Genomic DNA, 15,288 nt, shown 5'->3' with positions numbered 1-15,288 from the left:
TGACCAAGGTCAGTGCTCGACTAGGCTGAGCGCGTGAGCGATCGGCTGCCGGTCTTCCCGTTGAGCACGGTGCTCTTTCCCGGGCTGGTGCTGCCCCTCCACATCTTCGAGGAGCGATACCGCACTCTCGTGCGGGAGCTGGTGGCGCAGTCCGCCGACGAGCCGCACGAGTTCGGCGTGGTGACCCTGCGGCACGGCAGCGAGGTCGCGCCCGACCCGGTCGACGGCGAGGACCCGTCGGTGCCGCCGGTGCGAGCCGAGGATCTGTACGAGGTGGGCTGCACCGCCGAGTTGCGGCACGTCACCGAGCTACCTGACGGCCGGTTCGACATCATGACCGTCGGGCGGCGCCGGTTCAGCGTGCAGAGCATCGAGCAGGGCGCCGAGCCGTACCTCACCGCCCGGGTCCGCTGGCTCGAGGACGAGGACGAGGCCGACCAGGTCGCGCATCTGCTGGCGCCCCGGGTGCTGACCGCCTTCCGGGCCTACCTGGAGCTGCTGCGGCCGAACAGCGAAGCGCTCGACCAGGTGCCGGACGACCCGACGGTGCTCTCCCATCTGGTGGCCGCGACCGCGCAGCTCACCGTGGAGGAACGACAACTGCTGCTCGCCACGCCCGACACGGCCACCCGGCTGCGTACCGAACTGCGGCTGCTCAACCGGGAGTCAGGCCTGCTGGCGCGGGTCCGCGCCGTCCCCGTCCCGCTGTCCGACCTCGCCCGGCCCGCCAGCCCCAACTGAGTCGTCGCTCCCGTCCGAGGCCCGCTCGACCTGCCGATCTTGGAACGCCGAGTCCCGCACACCCGGATCTTGGAACACCGACGAGTCCCGGGAAGCCGGATCTTGGAAACCGGCGCGGGCATCGAAGGGCGGGTGGTTCGGCCCGTAGCCGGGGGCGGCACCAGGCTGGTCCAGGTCGGGGTCGTTCGACCAGCCGGCCAGCAGCGTCAGCACGATAGCGGCGGCGAACGCCGGCACCAGCGTCGGGCCGAGCGAGTGCACCTCGGGCGGCGCGAGATAGGTCGCGCCCTGTGCCGCCGAGGACCGCCACTGCTCGTACGCGTCCCGGCCGATCATCTCGCCGACCATCGGCGCCACCCAGTGGCCGGCCACGAAGGTCCCGCCCACGACGCCGGCCAGCAGGAACGGCCCGCGATCGCGGCGCAGCACCAGCCAGGCAGCGATCGCCACGACGATCCCGAACGCGATCCCGAGCAGGGTGAACCAGCCGTCCGCCGCGATGTACTGCTCGGGCGACGGGTCGTTCACCACGATCCCGCTGTCGCCGACGTCGACCACCGGGACGCCCGGGGAGAGCCACCGCCAGAGCAGGCCGAGCGGTACGCCCAGCGCGCTGACCACGGCGAGGGTGACGAACGTGACGACCGCCGTCCGCCCCACCGGCCGGCGCGGGCCACGACGAGGCTGCCACCGCTGCTCCGGCGGCGGGCCGGGATCGTAGGGCGGCGGTTCGAGATCGCTCGGTTGCACCCTACGATCCTTCCAGATCAGCGCTGGGACGCCGCTGTCAGGCGACTGCGGACGGGCCGAGAATCATCTTGAGGTCGGCTCGGAGCGCCGGGGTGGGCGCGACGCGCACGCCACCGAGGCGCATCACCGTGGTCCGGCTGCCGTTCTGCAGGTGGACGTGCACCTCGGTGTCCCCGGGGTGGCTGATCAGGATCTCCTTCAGCTCGTCCACGAGCGGTGGCGTGCACCGAGTGATCGGCATCGTCAGGGTGACCGGCTTGCTGTCCGGGTTGCTGGTCACATCCGGGATCGACATGTCCATCGCCATGATCCGCGCCTGATCGTCGCGCCTGTCGATCCGGCCCTTGACCACCACGATCGCGTCCTCGGCGATGTACTGCCCGACCAGCTCGTAGGTGTTCGGGAAGAAGAGCGCCTCGACGCCGCCGGCCAGGTCCTCCAGGGTGGCCGAGGCCCACGCCCGGCCCTGCTTGGTGATCCGTCGCTGGACGCCGGTGAGGATGCCGGCGAGCGTGACGACCTGGCCGTCCGGGACCGAGCCCTCCTCGTTCAGCGCCGCGATGCTGGTGTCCGCCGCGTTCTGCAGCAGCACCTCCAGGCCGGCGAGCGGGTGGTCGGAGACGTAGAGGCCGAGCATCTCCCGCTCGAACGCCAGCTTGTCCCGCTTGTCCCACTCGGAGTCGCCGATGACCGGCATCGCCACCGTCGAGGAGACCCCGGAGTCGGAGTCGCCGAACGCGCCGAACAGGTCGAACTGGCCGGCCGCCTCGTTGCGCTTCACGTCGGCGTACGCGTCGATCGCCTCGGCGTGCACCGCCAGCAGGCCCTTGCGGCTGTGCTTCATCGAGTCGAACGCGCCGGCCTTGATCAGCGATTCGATGGTCCTCTTGTTGCAGGCGACCGCGTCCACCTTCGACAGGAAGTCGTAGAAGTCGTTGTAGTCGCCCTTCTCCTTCCGGCACCGGGCGATCGCCTCCACCACGTTGCCACCGACGTTGCGGACCGCGCCGAGGCCGAAGCGGATGTCGGTGCCGACCGGGGTGAACGGCCCGGCGGACTGGTTCACGTCCGGCGGCAGCACCTGGATGCCCATGCGGCGGCACTCCGCCAGGTACATGGCCATCTTGTCCTTGTCGTCGCCGACGCTGGTGAGCAGCCCGGCCATGTACTCCGCGGGGTAGTGCGCCTTCAGGTAGGCGGTCCAGTACGACACCAGCCCGTACGCCGCGGAGTGCGCCTTGTTGAACGCGTAGCCGGCGAACGGCACCAGGACGTCCCACACCGCCTGGATCGCCTCGTCGGAGTAGCCGTGCTCCCGGCAGCCGTCCCGGAACGGCACGAACTCCTTGTCGAGGATCTCCTTCTTCTTCTTACCCATGGCACGACGCAGCAGGTCGGCCTGGCCGAGGCTGTAACCGGCGAGGATCTGCGCGGCGCGCTGCACCTGCTCCTGGTAGACGATCAGGCCGTACGTCGGCTCGAGGATCTCCCGCAGCGGCTCCTCCAGCTCCGGGTGGATCGGGGTGATCTCCTGGAGCTTGTTCTTGCGGAGCGCGTAGTTGGTGTGCGAGTCGACGCCCATCGGACCGGGGCGGTAGAGCGCCAGGACCGCGGAGATGTCCTCGAAGTTGTCCGGCTTCATCAGGCGCAGCAGCGAGCGCATCGGCCCGCCGTCCAGCTGGAACACGCCCAGGGTGTCGCCACGGGCGAGCAGCTCGTACGTCTTGGGGTCGTCCAGCGGCAGCGCCAGCAGGTCGAGCTTCTGACCGTGGTTGAGCTCGACGTTGCGGTTCGCGTCGTCGAGGATGGTCAGGTTGCGCAGGCCGAGGAAGTCCATCTTCAGCAGGCCGAGCGTCTCGCAGGTCGGGTAGTCGAACTGCGTGATGATGACGCCGTCGCTGGCCCGCCGCATGAGCGGGATGTGGTCGATGATCGGCTCGGCGCTCATGATGACGCCGGCGGCGTGCACACCGGTCTGCCGGATCAGGCCCTCGATGCCGCGGGCGGTGTCGATGACCTTCTTGACGTCCGGGTCGGTCTCGTAGAGCCCGCGGATCTCACCGGCCTCGTTGTAGCGCTTGTCCTCCTTGTTGAAGATGCCGCCGAGGGTGATGCCCTTGCCCATGACGTCCGGCGGCATGGCCTTGGTGATCCGGTCGCCGACCGCGAACGGGTAACCCAGCACCCGGGCCGAGTCCTTGATCGCGGCCTTCGCCTTGATCGTTCCGAACGTCGCGATCTGGGCGACCTTGTCCTCGCCCCACTTCTCGGTGACGTAGCGGATCACCTCGGCGCGGCGCCGATCGTCGAAGTCGATGTCGACATCGGGCATCGAGATGCGTTCCGGGTTGAGGAACCGCTCGAAGATCAGGCCGTGCGGGAGCGGGTCGAGGTCGGTGATCCCCATGGCGTAGGCGATCAGCGAGCCCGCCGCCGAGCCACGGCCCGGGCCGACCGCGATGCCGTTGTTCTTCGCCCACTGGATGAAGTCGGCGACCACCAGGAAGTACGCCGGGAAGCCCATCGAGATGATGACGCCGAGCTCGTAGTCGGCCTGCTTCACGTGGGTGTCCGGGATGCCGTCCGGGAAGCGCCGGCGCAGGCCCTCGAAGGCCACGTGCCGGAAGTACTCCTCCTCGGTGAAGCCGTCCGGGATCGGGAACCGCGGCATCAGGTTCTTGAAGGTGAACATCCCGTCGGTGTCCACCTTCTCGGCCACCAGCAGCGTGTTGCGGCAGCCCTCCTGCCAGGCCTCGGAGGAGTCGACGGCGCGCATCTGGTCGGCCGACTTCACGAAGTAGCCGGAGCCGTCGAAGCGGAACCGGTTCGGGTCGGCGACGTTGCTGCCGGTCTGCACGCAGAGCAGCACGTCGTGCGCCTCGGACTGGGCCTCGTGCACGTAGTGCGAGTCGTTCGTCACCAGCGGCGGGATGGCCAGCTTCTTGCTGATCTCCAGCAGTCCGTCCCGGACCCGCTTCTCGATCGACAGGCCGTGGTCCATGATCTCGAGGAAGTAGTTGTCCTTCCCGAGGGCTTCCTGGTACATCGCGGCGGACTTGAGCGCCTCGTCGAACTGGCCGAGCCGCAGCCGGGTCTGCACCGCGCCGGACGGGCAGCCGGTGGTGCCCATGATCCCCTCGGCGTGCTCCGCGATGATGTCGAAGTCCATCCGCGGGTACTTGCCGAGCTGGCCCTCGATGGACCCGCGCGAGTTGAGCCGGAACAGGTTCTTCAGGCCGACGGCGTTCCGCGCCCACATGGTCATGTGCGTGTACGCACCGTTACCGGAGATGTCGTCCGACTTCTGCTCCGGGCGACCCCACTTGATCCGGCTCTTGGTCAGCCGGGACTCCGGGGCGACGTAGGCCTCGACGCCGATCACCGGGATCAATTCGGCTGCTTGCGCCTGCTTGTAGAAGTCGTAGGCGCCGTGCATGTTGCCGTGGTCGGTGATCGCGGCGGCCGGCATGCCGAGCCGTTTCGCCTCGGCGAGGAGTTCCTTGACCCGGGCAGCCCCGTCGAGCATCGAATACTCAGTGTGAACATGAAGATGCACGAACGAGTCGGACACCCGAGCCCCCCTTTACGTCGACGGCCCAGAATATTACTCGGCGAACGGCTCCAGCATCGTCGACGCGGCCCGCAACCAGGCCTGCCTCGTCTCGGCCTGCAGGTCCCCGTACTCGATCGAGGAGCCGACCTCCAGCGCCGGGTCGTAGGGCACGACCGCGACCGCCCTCGTCCGCGTGGCGAAGTGCTTCTTGAAGTCCTCGAGCAGCGGCAGATGACCCGGCGACGGGCACGAGATCAACGTCACGGCGTTCGCCACCATGTCGCCCATCCCGCTCTCCTCGAGCACGTCGAGCATCCAGTCGGCGGTGAACGCGGCGTCCTCCCGCGGCACCGTGGTGATCACCAGCTGGTCGGCGGTGCGCATCACCGTCTGCCAGTTGACGCTCTCGACGTTGTTGCCGGTGTCGACGCAGATCACGTCGTGGGTGCGGCGCAGCAGGTCCATCACCCGCCGCACGGTCCCCTGGTCGAGCCGCTGGGCGAAGCGCGGGTTCTCCTCGCCGGCCAGCACGTCGTAGGAGCCGTCCGAGGCGTGCCGCAGGTAGGCGTCGAGCTCCTGCAGCAGCGCGTCGCCGTGCAGGTTCTCGATCCGCATCAGGTCGGCGAGCAGGTGCTTGATGGTCCGGGCGTGCCGGGCGCTGCCGGCCCGCAGGCCGAGCGTGCCGCGCAGCTCGTTGTCGTCCCAGGCCAGCACGCCACGGCCGCGCACGCTGCCGATGGTGGCCGCGGCGAGCACCGTCGCGGTGGTCTTGTGGACGCCGCCCTTCGGATTGGCGAACGCCAGCACCCGGGGCTTGCCGAGCTTGCGCCGCAGCACCGAGGCGGCGCGGTCGACCCCGTCCTCCACCCGGGTCTGCCGCCACTCGATCCGGGCGCCGGCGGCGGGCGCCGCCGGGGAGACCGGCGCGGGCTGGGCGACCGGGATGCGCGGCGCGGCCTGCGGGGGCACGACGGGCCCCTGAGCGGCGGGATTGCGGGGGTACGCCGGACCGGCCGGCGCCGGAGGATAGGCCGTCGACGGCGCCGGGGCGGCCGGGGGCGCTGCCGGAGGAGCCGGAGGCGGAGCAGCAGGCGCGTACGCCGAAGCGCCGTAGGCGGCGGCCGCCGGCGGCGCCGCATAACCGTTCGCCGGGGGCGGGGTGGCCGGATAGCCGTTCGCCGGGGGCGGCGCCGCGTAGCCGTTGGCGGGGTAATCACGGGCGGGTGACCCGTACGACGAAGGGGCCGCGCCATAATCGCGCGCCGGCGCCTGCGGGGGTTGCTGAGGCTGCGGCGGCGCCGCGGGCGAAGGCCGCGCGCCCGGATCGAAGTAACTGGCCGGCTGCTCCGGCTCACGACGGGCCTGCCAGCGCGGGTCGAGCGGATTGATCGGCCGCTGCGGCATCGGGCGCTCGGCGGGAGGTGGCTCGGGGGCGCGGCGCTCAGGAGCGGCCTGCGCACGCGGGTCGAGGGGGTTGAACGGCCGGCGCTCCACCGGCGCCGCACCACGGCCCGGCTGCTGCTGGCCGGGCTGCTGCTGGCCCCACGGCGACTGCTGCTGCGGCTCCTGGTGCTGCGGAGTCTCCTCCGGCTCCTCGCTGCGGCTGCCATGCCGGGCCCGGTCGAGCAGCGCCCGCCAGCGCGGGGCTGGTTCCGCAGGCCGGCCCCAGCCGGTCTCGGTCCCGTCCACGGCTCGTCCTTTCTGCGCCTACCCGATTGTCATCCTCGGCGATGGTCACCCGATGGGCGATGTTGTCGCCCCGTGACAGGCTACGGACGAGACCCTATTCGAGCCACCGGCCGACCGCCCATCCCCCGGACGTTCTTGATCACATAGCGGCACGCTGGTCGTCGTCCGTGCATCCACCCGAACGTTTTCGGTCGAGAAAACTAACGGCCGGACGTCCCTGAGGGTGTGCCGAACCCGTCGCGAACAGGACTCACGTCCGCCGCAGAGGGTACGGCAATCGCCCACTCCGAGGGGAGTACGGAAACGGGCGGGGCTTCAGTCGAACTTTCGGGTGAGGCGGATGTCACAGGGACCCCGATCGACGACGGTATAGGCGCGGGTGTGCCGGTGGCAACGGAGGCCGACGGGGATGGCACGGCAGTCTCCTCCTCCGGCAGCGGCGGGCGGAACTCGGTCCGGTCCAGCTGCCGGACCTCGGGCGCCGGGTCGACGACGCGCACGGCCGGAGCCGCGGCGAGAGCACTGAGCACCTCGGGCTTCGCTCGCACCACTGCCGCGAAGACACAATCACACCCCGCCCGGTACGCCGACGCCTCCTGCGCCGCCGTCCGCGCCGCGACCTCATAGGCGTCCCGCAGCCGCTTCTCGTTCTTGCCGTCCCCGGTCAGCGCCTCACCGAGCCTGCGGTACTCGGCCACCTCACGGTCCCGGGCGACCGCTGCCGCGAGCATGCCGTCGATCACGTCGCCGGGCAGCCGATAGACCGGGATCCGGCTGACCTCGGTCCGGGTGCCGGCAAGCGGCACCCGGGTGTAGACCTGGGCCACCGCGGCTCCGGCGAGTAAGGCGGGAAGGCGGGACGGTCCGGCGTACCCCGTGAAGGTTATGAGCGCCCAGGTGTCACCGGCGGCACCCAGCGCGGCCACCTCCTGCCGCGCCGAGGCGGCATAGCCGCTGACCGACTGGCCCTCGACCACGCCGACCCGGACCACCTCGCCGACGGACTCGTCGGCGGGCAGCTCGGGATCGGCCCAGATCAACGCGGAGATCAGCGTCAGGATGGCCGCCAGCGCCACGCCGGTCATGATCAATGACCGGAGCGAGCCGCCCCCGATCCTGAAGAGGACTGCCCGCCACTGGTGCGCGGGGCCCACGGTAACTCCCGACTCGTCAGCCGGCGTCCTCCAGGACGTCCAGCGCGTATTTCAGGTCGTCAGGGTAGTCGCTGACGAAGCGGACCTCATCGTGCGTCCGGGGATGAAGAAAAGCCAGCTCGCGGGCGTGAAGCCACTGACGGTCCAGTTTCAGCCTGGCCGCCAGGGTGGGATCGGCGCCGTAGGTGAGGTCGCCGACGCACGGGTGCCGCAACGCCGAGAAGTGCACCCGGATCTGGTGCGTACGCCCGGTCTCCAACTTCACGTCGACAAGGCTCGCCGACCGGAACGCCTCGAGCGTGTCGTAGTGGGTCACGCTCGGCTTGCCGCCGGACATCACCGCGAACTTCCAGTCCGAGGTCGGATGCCTGTCGATCGGGGCGTCGACGGTGCCGCGCAGCGGATCCAGGTGACCCTGGACCACGGCGTGGTACCGCTTCTCCACCTCGCGCTCCTTGAACGCCCGCTTCAAGGCCGTGTACGCCATCTCACTCTTGGCGACGACCATGAGCCCGGTGGTGCCGACGTCGAGCCGGTGCACCACGCCCTGTCGCTCGGCGGCGCCGCTGGTCGCCACGTTCTGCCCCATCGCGGCCAGTCCGCCGATCACCGTCGGACCGGTCCAGCCGGGGCTCGGGTGGGCCGCCACACCGACCGGCTTGTCCACCACGACGATGTCGTCGTCGCTGTAGATGATCTTCATGCCGTGCACCGGCGCCGCGACGATCGCCGGGGCCGCCACCGGCGCCGGGAGGGTGACCTCGAGCCAGGAACCGGCCGCCACCTTCTCCGACTTCGGCCGGGCCACGCCGTCGACCAGCGCGTCACCGGACTCGACCAGGTCGGCCGCCGCCGTGCGGGAGAGCCCGAAGAGCCGGGACACGGCCTGGTCGAGGCGCATCCCGTCGAGGCCGTCCGGAACCGGCAAGGAACGCTGCCCGCTCACGCCGGCTCCTCCGTCTTCTTCTTAGCGCTGATCACTCTGCTGCCGTCCCGCTGACGGCCGGTCAGTTCGAGCAGGACCGCCAGCACCACACCGACGCTGAGGCAGCTGTCGGCGATGTTGAAGATCGCGAAGTACTGCCCGTTCGGCCCGAACACGCTGATCATGTCGACCACGTGACCGTGCAGGAAGCTGGGCGCCCGGAACAACCGGTCGCCGAGGTTGCCCAGCGCGCCGCCGAGCACCAGGCCCAGGGCGATCGCCCACGGCACCGACCGCAGCCGGCTCGCCATCCAGCCGATCCAGCCGACCACGATGAGCGTGATCAGCGGGAAGACCCAGGTGTAGTCACTGCCCAGGCTGAACGCCGCCCCGCCGTTACGGAACAGGGAGAGGTAGACCAGGCCCCCGAGGATGCGGACCGGCTCACCCGGCTCCAGGTTCTCGGTGGAGAGGTGTTTCACCCACTGGTCGACCGCGACGGCGATCACAGCGGTCGCGGCCAGCACGGCCACGGCGCGGGGGGCGAACCGCGGTTTCACGGTCGCCGGCTCGTCGGCGTTCAGCGTCGTTCCTCCAACTGCTTACAAGAGACACAGAGCGTCGCGGACGGGAACGCCGCCAGCCGCTCGACCGGGATCTGGTTACCGCACCGCTCGCACCAACCGTAGTTGCCCGTCCCGAGCCGTTCGATGGCGCGTTCCGCCTGTGTGATCCGCTCGAGCAGGTTGTTGGCCAGCGTGATCTCCTGCTCCCGCTCGAACGTCTTGGTCCCGGTGTCGGCCTGGTCGTCCCCGGCCGAGTCGGCGACCCGCTCGCGCTGCAGCTCGGTGATCTCGCTGAGCGACTGATCGTACTCGGCCTGCAGCTCGGCGAGCCGCGCGACCAGAGCCTGCCGGATCTCGTCGGTCTCCGCCGCGCTGCGGCTCCGCTCAGCGGCGGACGCACCGGACCGGACGTCGGTTGCCTTGGCCATCGTCGCTCCCTCGGCCGCGCTCGGCGCGGCGGTCAGCTGATTGGTCTTGCCCTCAGGGGGTCGCCGCCGTAGATCTTCCCTCAACTGCACAAACGGCGCGGCGGGAAACAGCCGGCCACTCATGAGGGTGGCAAGGATACGGAAGGTGAAGGTGTCCCGACAACCGTCGCCGGGCCGTCGGATGTACGACGATACACCTCACGTGACCCACCGATTACCACGAGTCAGTAGAGCAGGTCGGCGAGCCGTGGCTCCCACTCCTCGGGTGGAGCAGCTACCGCGTAGACCTTGTCCCGGCTCGTCGCGCCGATCTTCAGCTCGACGCCGGCGGGCCGGACACCCAGCGCCTTGGCGAGCGCCCGGCGGACCGCCTCGGTGGCCCGGCCGTCCACCGCGGGGGCGCTCACCGCGACGATCAGGGCGGGTCCGTGCGGTCCGTCATAGCGGCCGCCGACACGATCCCGGCCGGCACCGGGCTTGACCCTGACCGCGACGGTCCTCATCGCTTGATCAGTGCGGGGCTACGGCGGCGACCAGCCGGTCCACCGGCCGGCACAGGCCGCACGGGCTGAAGCCGAGCTCGACCGCCTCGTTCACCGGCAGCGGCTCGGTGAGCCGGCCGACCAGGTGCGGGCAGTCCGCCATGTGATAGCGGGGACGGCCGTCGACCACGAGCACCTCGGCGTCGAGCCGGGCCACGAGAACGGCGTCGGCCGGTCGCACCGACTGCGGCAGGGGCTCGTCGTCCGGGTCGTCGTCGTCCGGCTCGCCGAACTCGTCGGGCTGCTGACCCTCGTCGCTGCGGTCCTCCGCCTCGGCCGGGCGACGCCACGAGGGATCCTCCGACTCGGGGGCGCGGGCCGCGCCGATCGTGGAGGCCGCGTGGTCGTAATCGGGTGCGGAGTCGGAATCGGCATAGTGTGCGCGCTCGGCCGGTTCCCAGGCTTCTTCGTCGTCAGCGGGCCCCGGGTGCTCCGGTTCGGGCACGGCAGCGCCGACCTGATCGGCGAGCGCTGATTCGCCTGCGAACGTCGTCTCCGCCGAGGCAGAATTTCCGGCGTAGGGATCCGAGGAGTCCTCGCCACCGGCGTACTGGGCGGACTCGGCGTACTGCGCGGACGGGGAGTAAGCGGCCGACTCGGAGTACTCGGCCGACGAGGAGTACTGCGGAGAGTCCGGCGTCTGGGGCTCGGGCATCGGCCCGGGGCGTTCTTCCCAGCCGGGGTCGCGGAGCCGGTCGGACTCCCGCGCCGGGACCCGCCGGGTGGCCGCCTGGCGTGCCGAGAGGACCAGGGCCACCGCGATGAGCAGGCTGACCACGATCGCGGCTATCAGAAGACTGCTTGATCCGTTGATGAAACCGAGCGCGAGAAACACCACCGCGACGGGGATGAGCAGGAGACTAGCAACGATCATGGCTCATCCTCGTCGCGGTACGGTTTCGACCGGGGGTTTCGGTCAGCGGCCCGACTCGATGGAGTTGGCACGGCCGCCGTACGAGCCGGCGAGGCCGGCCGCGGCGAGACCGCCGGAACCGCCGACGGCGCGGCCCGAGTCGGCGCGGGTCAGCTCGGCCTCCAGGCCCTGACCACGACCGTCCAGGTCACGCAGCTGGCTCTCGAGGTACGCCTTCAGCCGCGTGCGGTACTCCCGCTCGAACTGCTTCAGCTCCTCGATGTGCTTCTGCAGCGCGGTCCGCTTCGCGTCCAGGCCGCCCATGGCCTCCTGGTGACGCTGGCGAGCGTCCCGCTCGAGGGCGTCGGCCTTGGCCCGCGCCTCGCGGGTGACCTCCTCCGCCTTGGAACGGGCGTCGGAGAGAAGCTTGTCGGCCTCGCGGCGCGCGTCGGACACGTGGTCGTCGGCGGTGCGCTGGGCCATCATGAGCACCCGCAGCGCCTGCTGCTCGCCGTCGGCGCCCGCGGCACCGGCGCCCGGGCCGGGGCCCTGCGCGCGGACCTGCTCGAGCTCGGCCTGCATCTGACGCGCGGCCTGCTCGGCCGCCGACTTGTCCCGCTGCACGCGGTCGAGCTGGGCTTTCAGGTCGTTGAGCTCGGCAGCCATGCGGGGATCGGCACCCGGGGCCACTGGCGCGCCACCCCGGCCACCGCGCTCCACCTGGGCGCGCAGCTCGTTGTTCTCCTCGATCAGACGGGCGAGTTCGCGCTCGACCTCGTCAAGGAAGGCGTCGACCTCCTCCTCGTCATACCCCCGCTTGCCGATCGGGGGCTTCTTGAAGGCGACGTTATGAACGTCGGCCGGGGTCAGCGGCATCGAAACTCCTCGGGTCAGTCGCGGCCGCGGTTGGGGCTGCTGTCTAGCTGTATGTCTTGATCAGTGGAACCAGCACGAAGTTCATGAGCACGAACAGGATAACCAGCAGCACGATGGAAGCCAGGTCCAAACTCACGTTACCAATGCGCAGCGGTGGGATCACACGCCTCAACGCCTTGAGGGGCGGATCCGTGACGCTCCACACCGATTCGAGTCCGGCGGACGCACCTCGGCTGGGCTGCCACCGTCGTCCGTACTGGAGTACCGCACCCAGCACGAACCTGGCCAGCAGCACCACGAAGAAGAGGTACAGCGAGATATAGAGAATCTGGAACACGATCGACAGCACGTTCGGCGGATCCCTCGTTCGGGTCAACTCTGAGTGAAGAAGCCGCCCTCAGCGATCTTGGCCTTGTCCTCTGCGGTGACCTGGACATTCGCCGGTGAGAGCAGGAAAACCCGGTTGGTCACGCGCTCGATCGTACCGCGAAGACCGAAAGCCAGCCCGGCAGCGAAGTCGACCAGCCGGCGGGCGTCCGACTCATCCATCTCGGTGAGATTGATGATGACCGGCACACCGTCGCGGAAGTGCTCGCCGATGGTGCGCGCTTCCCGGTACGTGGTGGGGTGCAGCGTGGTGATCTGGTACCGCTGCTCCTCCTCCACCTGACGCGGCTGCGGCTGGGGCTGGGCCTGCTGCTGCGGCTTGAGTGCGAGATTGTCCCGGGTCGAGTACGACATGGCGTTGCTCTGCTCCGGCGCCGGCTGCGGCCGGGTGATGGAGCGCACGCTCGCCCGATCGAGGCGCTCGCTCTCCTCCCGGTCCAGGTCGGCACGCGCGGCGGAGACCCGGTCGAGGCGGGTGCGCTCGGACCGCGCCCGCGGAACGGCGCGCTCCTCCTCGTCGTCGTCCTCGGCGAACTCGTCGGCGTAGCGGTCGCGATCGCCGGCATAGCGGTCACGCTCCCGTTCCCGCCCGCGGTCACGGTAGGAGCTCTCCCGGTAGCCGCGGTCGTCGTACCCGCGGTCGTCGTCCTCCTCGACGAGGCCGAGCCAAACGCCTGCCTTACGCAATGCGCTCATGCCAGCCCTCCTTGCCGAGCGTCCATGCCCCCACCTCCGTGTCCGCTGTGCGGCGCGCGCCCCCTTCGGCGTGCCGCGTCCCCCCTTGTGCGAGCCGAACACACGGATCCGATTCGGACCCACGACTCGCTGCGACGCCGCGTCGTAAGACGCGACGGCCACCGAGGTGGTTCACCCGTCGCGCAAAACAACACCTGTGTAGTTTGCTGCCCGGCGCAAGGCTACCGCAGCGAGTTTCGCATCCCGAGTAAAGATGTACCGATCCGTACGTGTGTCGCCCCGTGCCGTACGGCCGCCTCGAGGTCGCCGCTCATGCCCGCGGAGACCGTCGTGGCGCCCGGATACCGCTCGGCCAAGCCCCCGGCCAGCAGGGCCAGTCGCTCGAACGCGCGGTCCGGATCCCAGCCCAGCGGCGCCACCGCCATCACGCCGGCGAGCCGGAGACCGTCCGATGAGGTCACCGTGTCGGATACCCGCCAAAGATCATTTTCAATCACGCCGCCACGGGCCGGGTCTCCGTCGATGCTGACCTGGATCAGCACGTCGAGCGGGACCGCACGGCCGGCCGTCGCCCGCCCGAGGGCCTCGGCCAGGCGCTCCGAGTTCACCGACTCGATCACGTCGGCGTACGAGACCACCGACTTCACCTTGTTGCGCTGCAACTGACCGACGAAGTGCCAGCGAAGGCGTACGCCCGCGGCTGTCAGATCGGCGGCCTTGGCCGCCGCCTCCTGGTCCTTGTTCTCCCCGACATCGGTGATGCCGAGCCCGGCGAGCAGAGCGACGTCGCTCGCCGGGTACGTCTTCGTCACCGCGGTCAGGGTGACGCTCTCCACCGGACGCCCGGCCGCCTCGCAGGCGCGGGCGATCCGGTCGTTCACCTGCACGAGATTGGCGGCGAGCTCGGCCCGCCGCCGTTCATCACGTTCCATCGACAGTGCTACGAGCCGTTCTTCAGGAAGTCCGGCACGTCCACGTCGTCGAAGAGCACCCGGCGCGGCGGCGGGGTCGCGGCCGGCTGCACCGGCGGCGGGCTCACCGGCGCGGAGACCGGCGGCGCCGACGGCTGCGGGACGACCTTGCGGACCGGCTCGGCCGGCTTGTACGACGGGGTGCCGCCGTCGAAGCCCGCCGCGATCACGGTGACCCGCACCTCGTCGCCGAGCGCGTCGTCGATCACGGCGCCGAAGATGATGTTCGCGTCCGGGTGGGCCGCGTCGGTGACCAGCTGCGCCGCGTCGTTGATCTCGAACAGGCCGAGGTCCGAGCCACCGGCGATGGAGAGCAGGACGCCGCGGGCGCCGTCCATGCTCTGCTCCAGCAGCGGGCTGGAGATGGCCCGCTCGGCGGCCTCGACCGCGCGGTTGTCGCCGCGCGCGCTGCCGATACCCATGAGCGCGCTGCCGGCGTTGCTCATGACGCTCTTCACGTCGGCGAAGTCCAGGTTGATCAGACCCGGCGTGGTGATCAGGTCGGTGATGCCCTGAACACCGGAGAGCAGGACCTGGTCCGCCTGGCGGAACGCGTCCATCATGCTGATGCCGCGGTCGCCGAGGGCGAGGAGCCGGTCGTTCGGGATCACGATCAGGGTGTCGCACTGGTTGCGCAGCTCGTCGATGCCGGCCTCGGCCTGGACCTGCCGCCGCTTGCCCTCGAACGAGAACGGGCGGGTGACCACGCCGATGGTGAGCGCGCCGAGCTTGCGGGCGATGTTCGCCACGACGGGCGCGCCGCCGGTGCCGGTGCCGCCGCCCTCGCCGCAGGTGACGAAGACCATGTCGGCACCCTTGAGCACCTCTTCGATCTCGTCCCGGTGGTCCTCGGCGGCGTTCTTGCCGACGTCGGGCTGCGCTCCGGCGCCGAGGCCGCGGGTCAGCTCGCGGCCGACGTCGAGCTTCACGTCGGCGTCGCTCATCAGGAGCGCCTGGGCGTCCGTGTTGATCGCGATGAACTCGACGCCCTTGAGCCCGACCTCGATCATGCGGTTCACGGCGTTCACACCGCCGCCGCCGATACCGACGACCTTGATTACCGCCAGGTAGTTGTGTGGAGGTGTCATCGGTCTCCAGCCTTCCCTTCCAGGGTGGACGAATGTCGCGGCGCACTTCGACATCCGCTGCCGTACAAG

15 protein-coding genes are annotated in these 15,288 nt (G+C 70.1%); 1 reads left to right on the top strand and 14 read right to left on the bottom strand.

All coding sequences use genetic code 11. The annotated features are described in order from the left end of the window. Window positions 1-33 precede the first annotated feature (33 nt). Entirely contained in the window at window positions 34-741 is a 708-nt protein-coding gene (locus tag EP757_RS18305) for an LON peptidase substrate-binding domain-containing protein (protein WP_127547651.1), read from the top strand. Here EP757_RS18305 and EP757_RS18300 read toward each other — a convergent pair. The 14 genes from EP757_RS18300 to ftsZ form a co-directional block, all read right to left on the bottom strand. Beyond that, window positions 667-1,491 carry a hypothetical protein gene (locus EP757_RS18300; protein WP_197725534.1) on the bottom strand — a complete coding sequence of 275 codons (825 nt, stop codon included), beginning with the start codon at window positions 1,489-1,491 and terminating at the stop codon, window positions 667-669. The two genes, EP757_RS18305 and EP757_RS18300, sit on opposite strands and share 75 nt — an antisense overlap. A 37-nt stretch (window positions 1,492-1,528) precedes the next feature. After that, complete coding sequence (gene dnaE, locus EP757_RS18295; RefSeq protein WP_127547649.1) at window positions 1,529-5,062, bottom strand: DNA polymerase III subunit alpha; 3,534 nt, start codon at window positions 5,060-5,062, stop codon at window positions 1,529-1,531. A gap of 33 nt (window positions 5,063-5,095) precedes the next feature. Next, entirely contained in the window at window positions 5,096-6,733 is a 1,638-nt protein-coding gene (locus EP757_RS18290) for an AAA family ATPase (protein ID WP_127547647.1), read from the bottom strand. A gap of 200 nt (window positions 6,734-6,933) precedes the next feature. Continuing rightward, a complete protein-coding gene (locus EP757_RS18285; protein ID WP_232050563.1) occupies window positions 6,934-7,818 on the bottom strand; it encodes a hypothetical protein in 885 nt (294 codons plus the stop codon). Window positions 7,819-7,903: 85 nt separating this feature from the next. Next, window positions 7,904-8,788, bottom strand: a complete 885-nt coding sequence (locus EP757_RS18280) for an RluA family pseudouridine synthase (RefSeq protein WP_232050686.1) — start codon at window positions 8,786-8,788, stop codon at window positions 7,904-7,906. Between the two features lie 41 nt (window positions 8,789-8,829). Further along, the gene (gene lspA, locus EP757_RS18275) at window positions 8,830-9,372 is read right to left on the bottom strand and encodes a signal peptidase II (RefSeq protein ID WP_127547641.1); all 543 of its coding nucleotides are present in this window, start codon (window positions 9,370-9,372) and stop codon (window positions 8,830-8,832) included. A 20-nt stretch (window positions 9,373-9,392) separates the two neighbouring features. Next, a complete protein-coding gene (locus EP757_RS18270; protein ID WP_127554304.1) occupies window positions 9,393-9,806 on the bottom strand; it encodes a TraR/DksA family transcriptional regulator in 414 nt (137 codons plus the stop codon). A 224-nt stretch (window positions 9,807-10,030) separates the two neighbouring features. Then, window positions 10,031-10,309 carry a DUF167 domain-containing protein gene (locus tag EP757_RS18265; RefSeq protein WP_127547639.1) on the bottom strand — a complete coding sequence of 93 codons (279 nt, stop codon included), beginning with the start codon at window positions 10,307-10,309 and terminating at the stop codon, window positions 10,031-10,033. Between the two features lie 7 nt (window positions 10,310-10,316). Then, window positions 10,317-11,222, bottom strand: a complete 906-nt coding sequence (locus EP757_RS43405; protein WP_197725533.1) for a hypothetical protein — start codon at window positions 11,220-11,222, stop codon at window positions 10,317-10,319. A gap of 42 nt (window positions 11,223-11,264) precedes the next feature. Beyond that, on the bottom strand, window positions 11,265-12,077 hold the full coding sequence (locus tag EP757_RS18255; RefSeq protein WP_127547637.1) for a DivIVA domain-containing protein: 813 nt from the start codon (window positions 12,075-12,077) through the stop codon (window positions 11,265-11,267). 43 nt (window positions 12,078-12,120) lie between these two features. Further along, window positions 12,121-12,426: a YggT family protein gene (locus tag EP757_RS18250; RefSeq protein WP_127547635.1), complete on the bottom strand. Its 306-nt coding sequence runs from the start codon at window positions 12,424-12,426 to the stop codon at window positions 12,121-12,123. A 23-nt stretch (window positions 12,427-12,449) separates the two neighbouring features. After that, on the bottom strand, window positions 12,450-13,160 hold the full coding sequence (locus EP757_RS18245; RefSeq protein WP_127547633.1) for a cell division protein SepF: 711 nt from the start codon (window positions 13,158-13,160) through the stop codon (window positions 12,450-12,452). Window positions 13,161-13,381: 221 nt separating this feature from the next. Further along, window positions 13,382-14,092: a YggS family pyridoxal phosphate-dependent enzyme gene (locus EP757_RS18240; RefSeq protein ID WP_127547631.1), complete on the bottom strand. Its 711-nt coding sequence runs from the start codon at window positions 14,090-14,092 to the stop codon at window positions 13,382-13,384. A gap of 8 nt (window positions 14,093-14,100) precedes the next feature. After that, entirely contained in the window at window positions 14,101-15,219 is a 1,119-nt protein-coding gene (ftsZ, locus tag EP757_RS18235; RefSeq protein ID WP_127547629.1) for a cell division protein FtsZ, read from the bottom strand. Window positions 15,220-15,288 lie beyond the last annotated feature (69 nt).

The sequence above is a fragment of the Actinoplanes sp. OR16 genome (assembly GCF_004001265.1).
Lineage (GTDB): Bacteria > Actinomycetota > Actinomycetes > Mycobacteriales > Micromonosporaceae > Actinoplanes.
The sequence above is the reverse complement of the archived record's forward strand: the minus strand, read 5'-3'. Positions and strand labels throughout refer to the sequence as shown.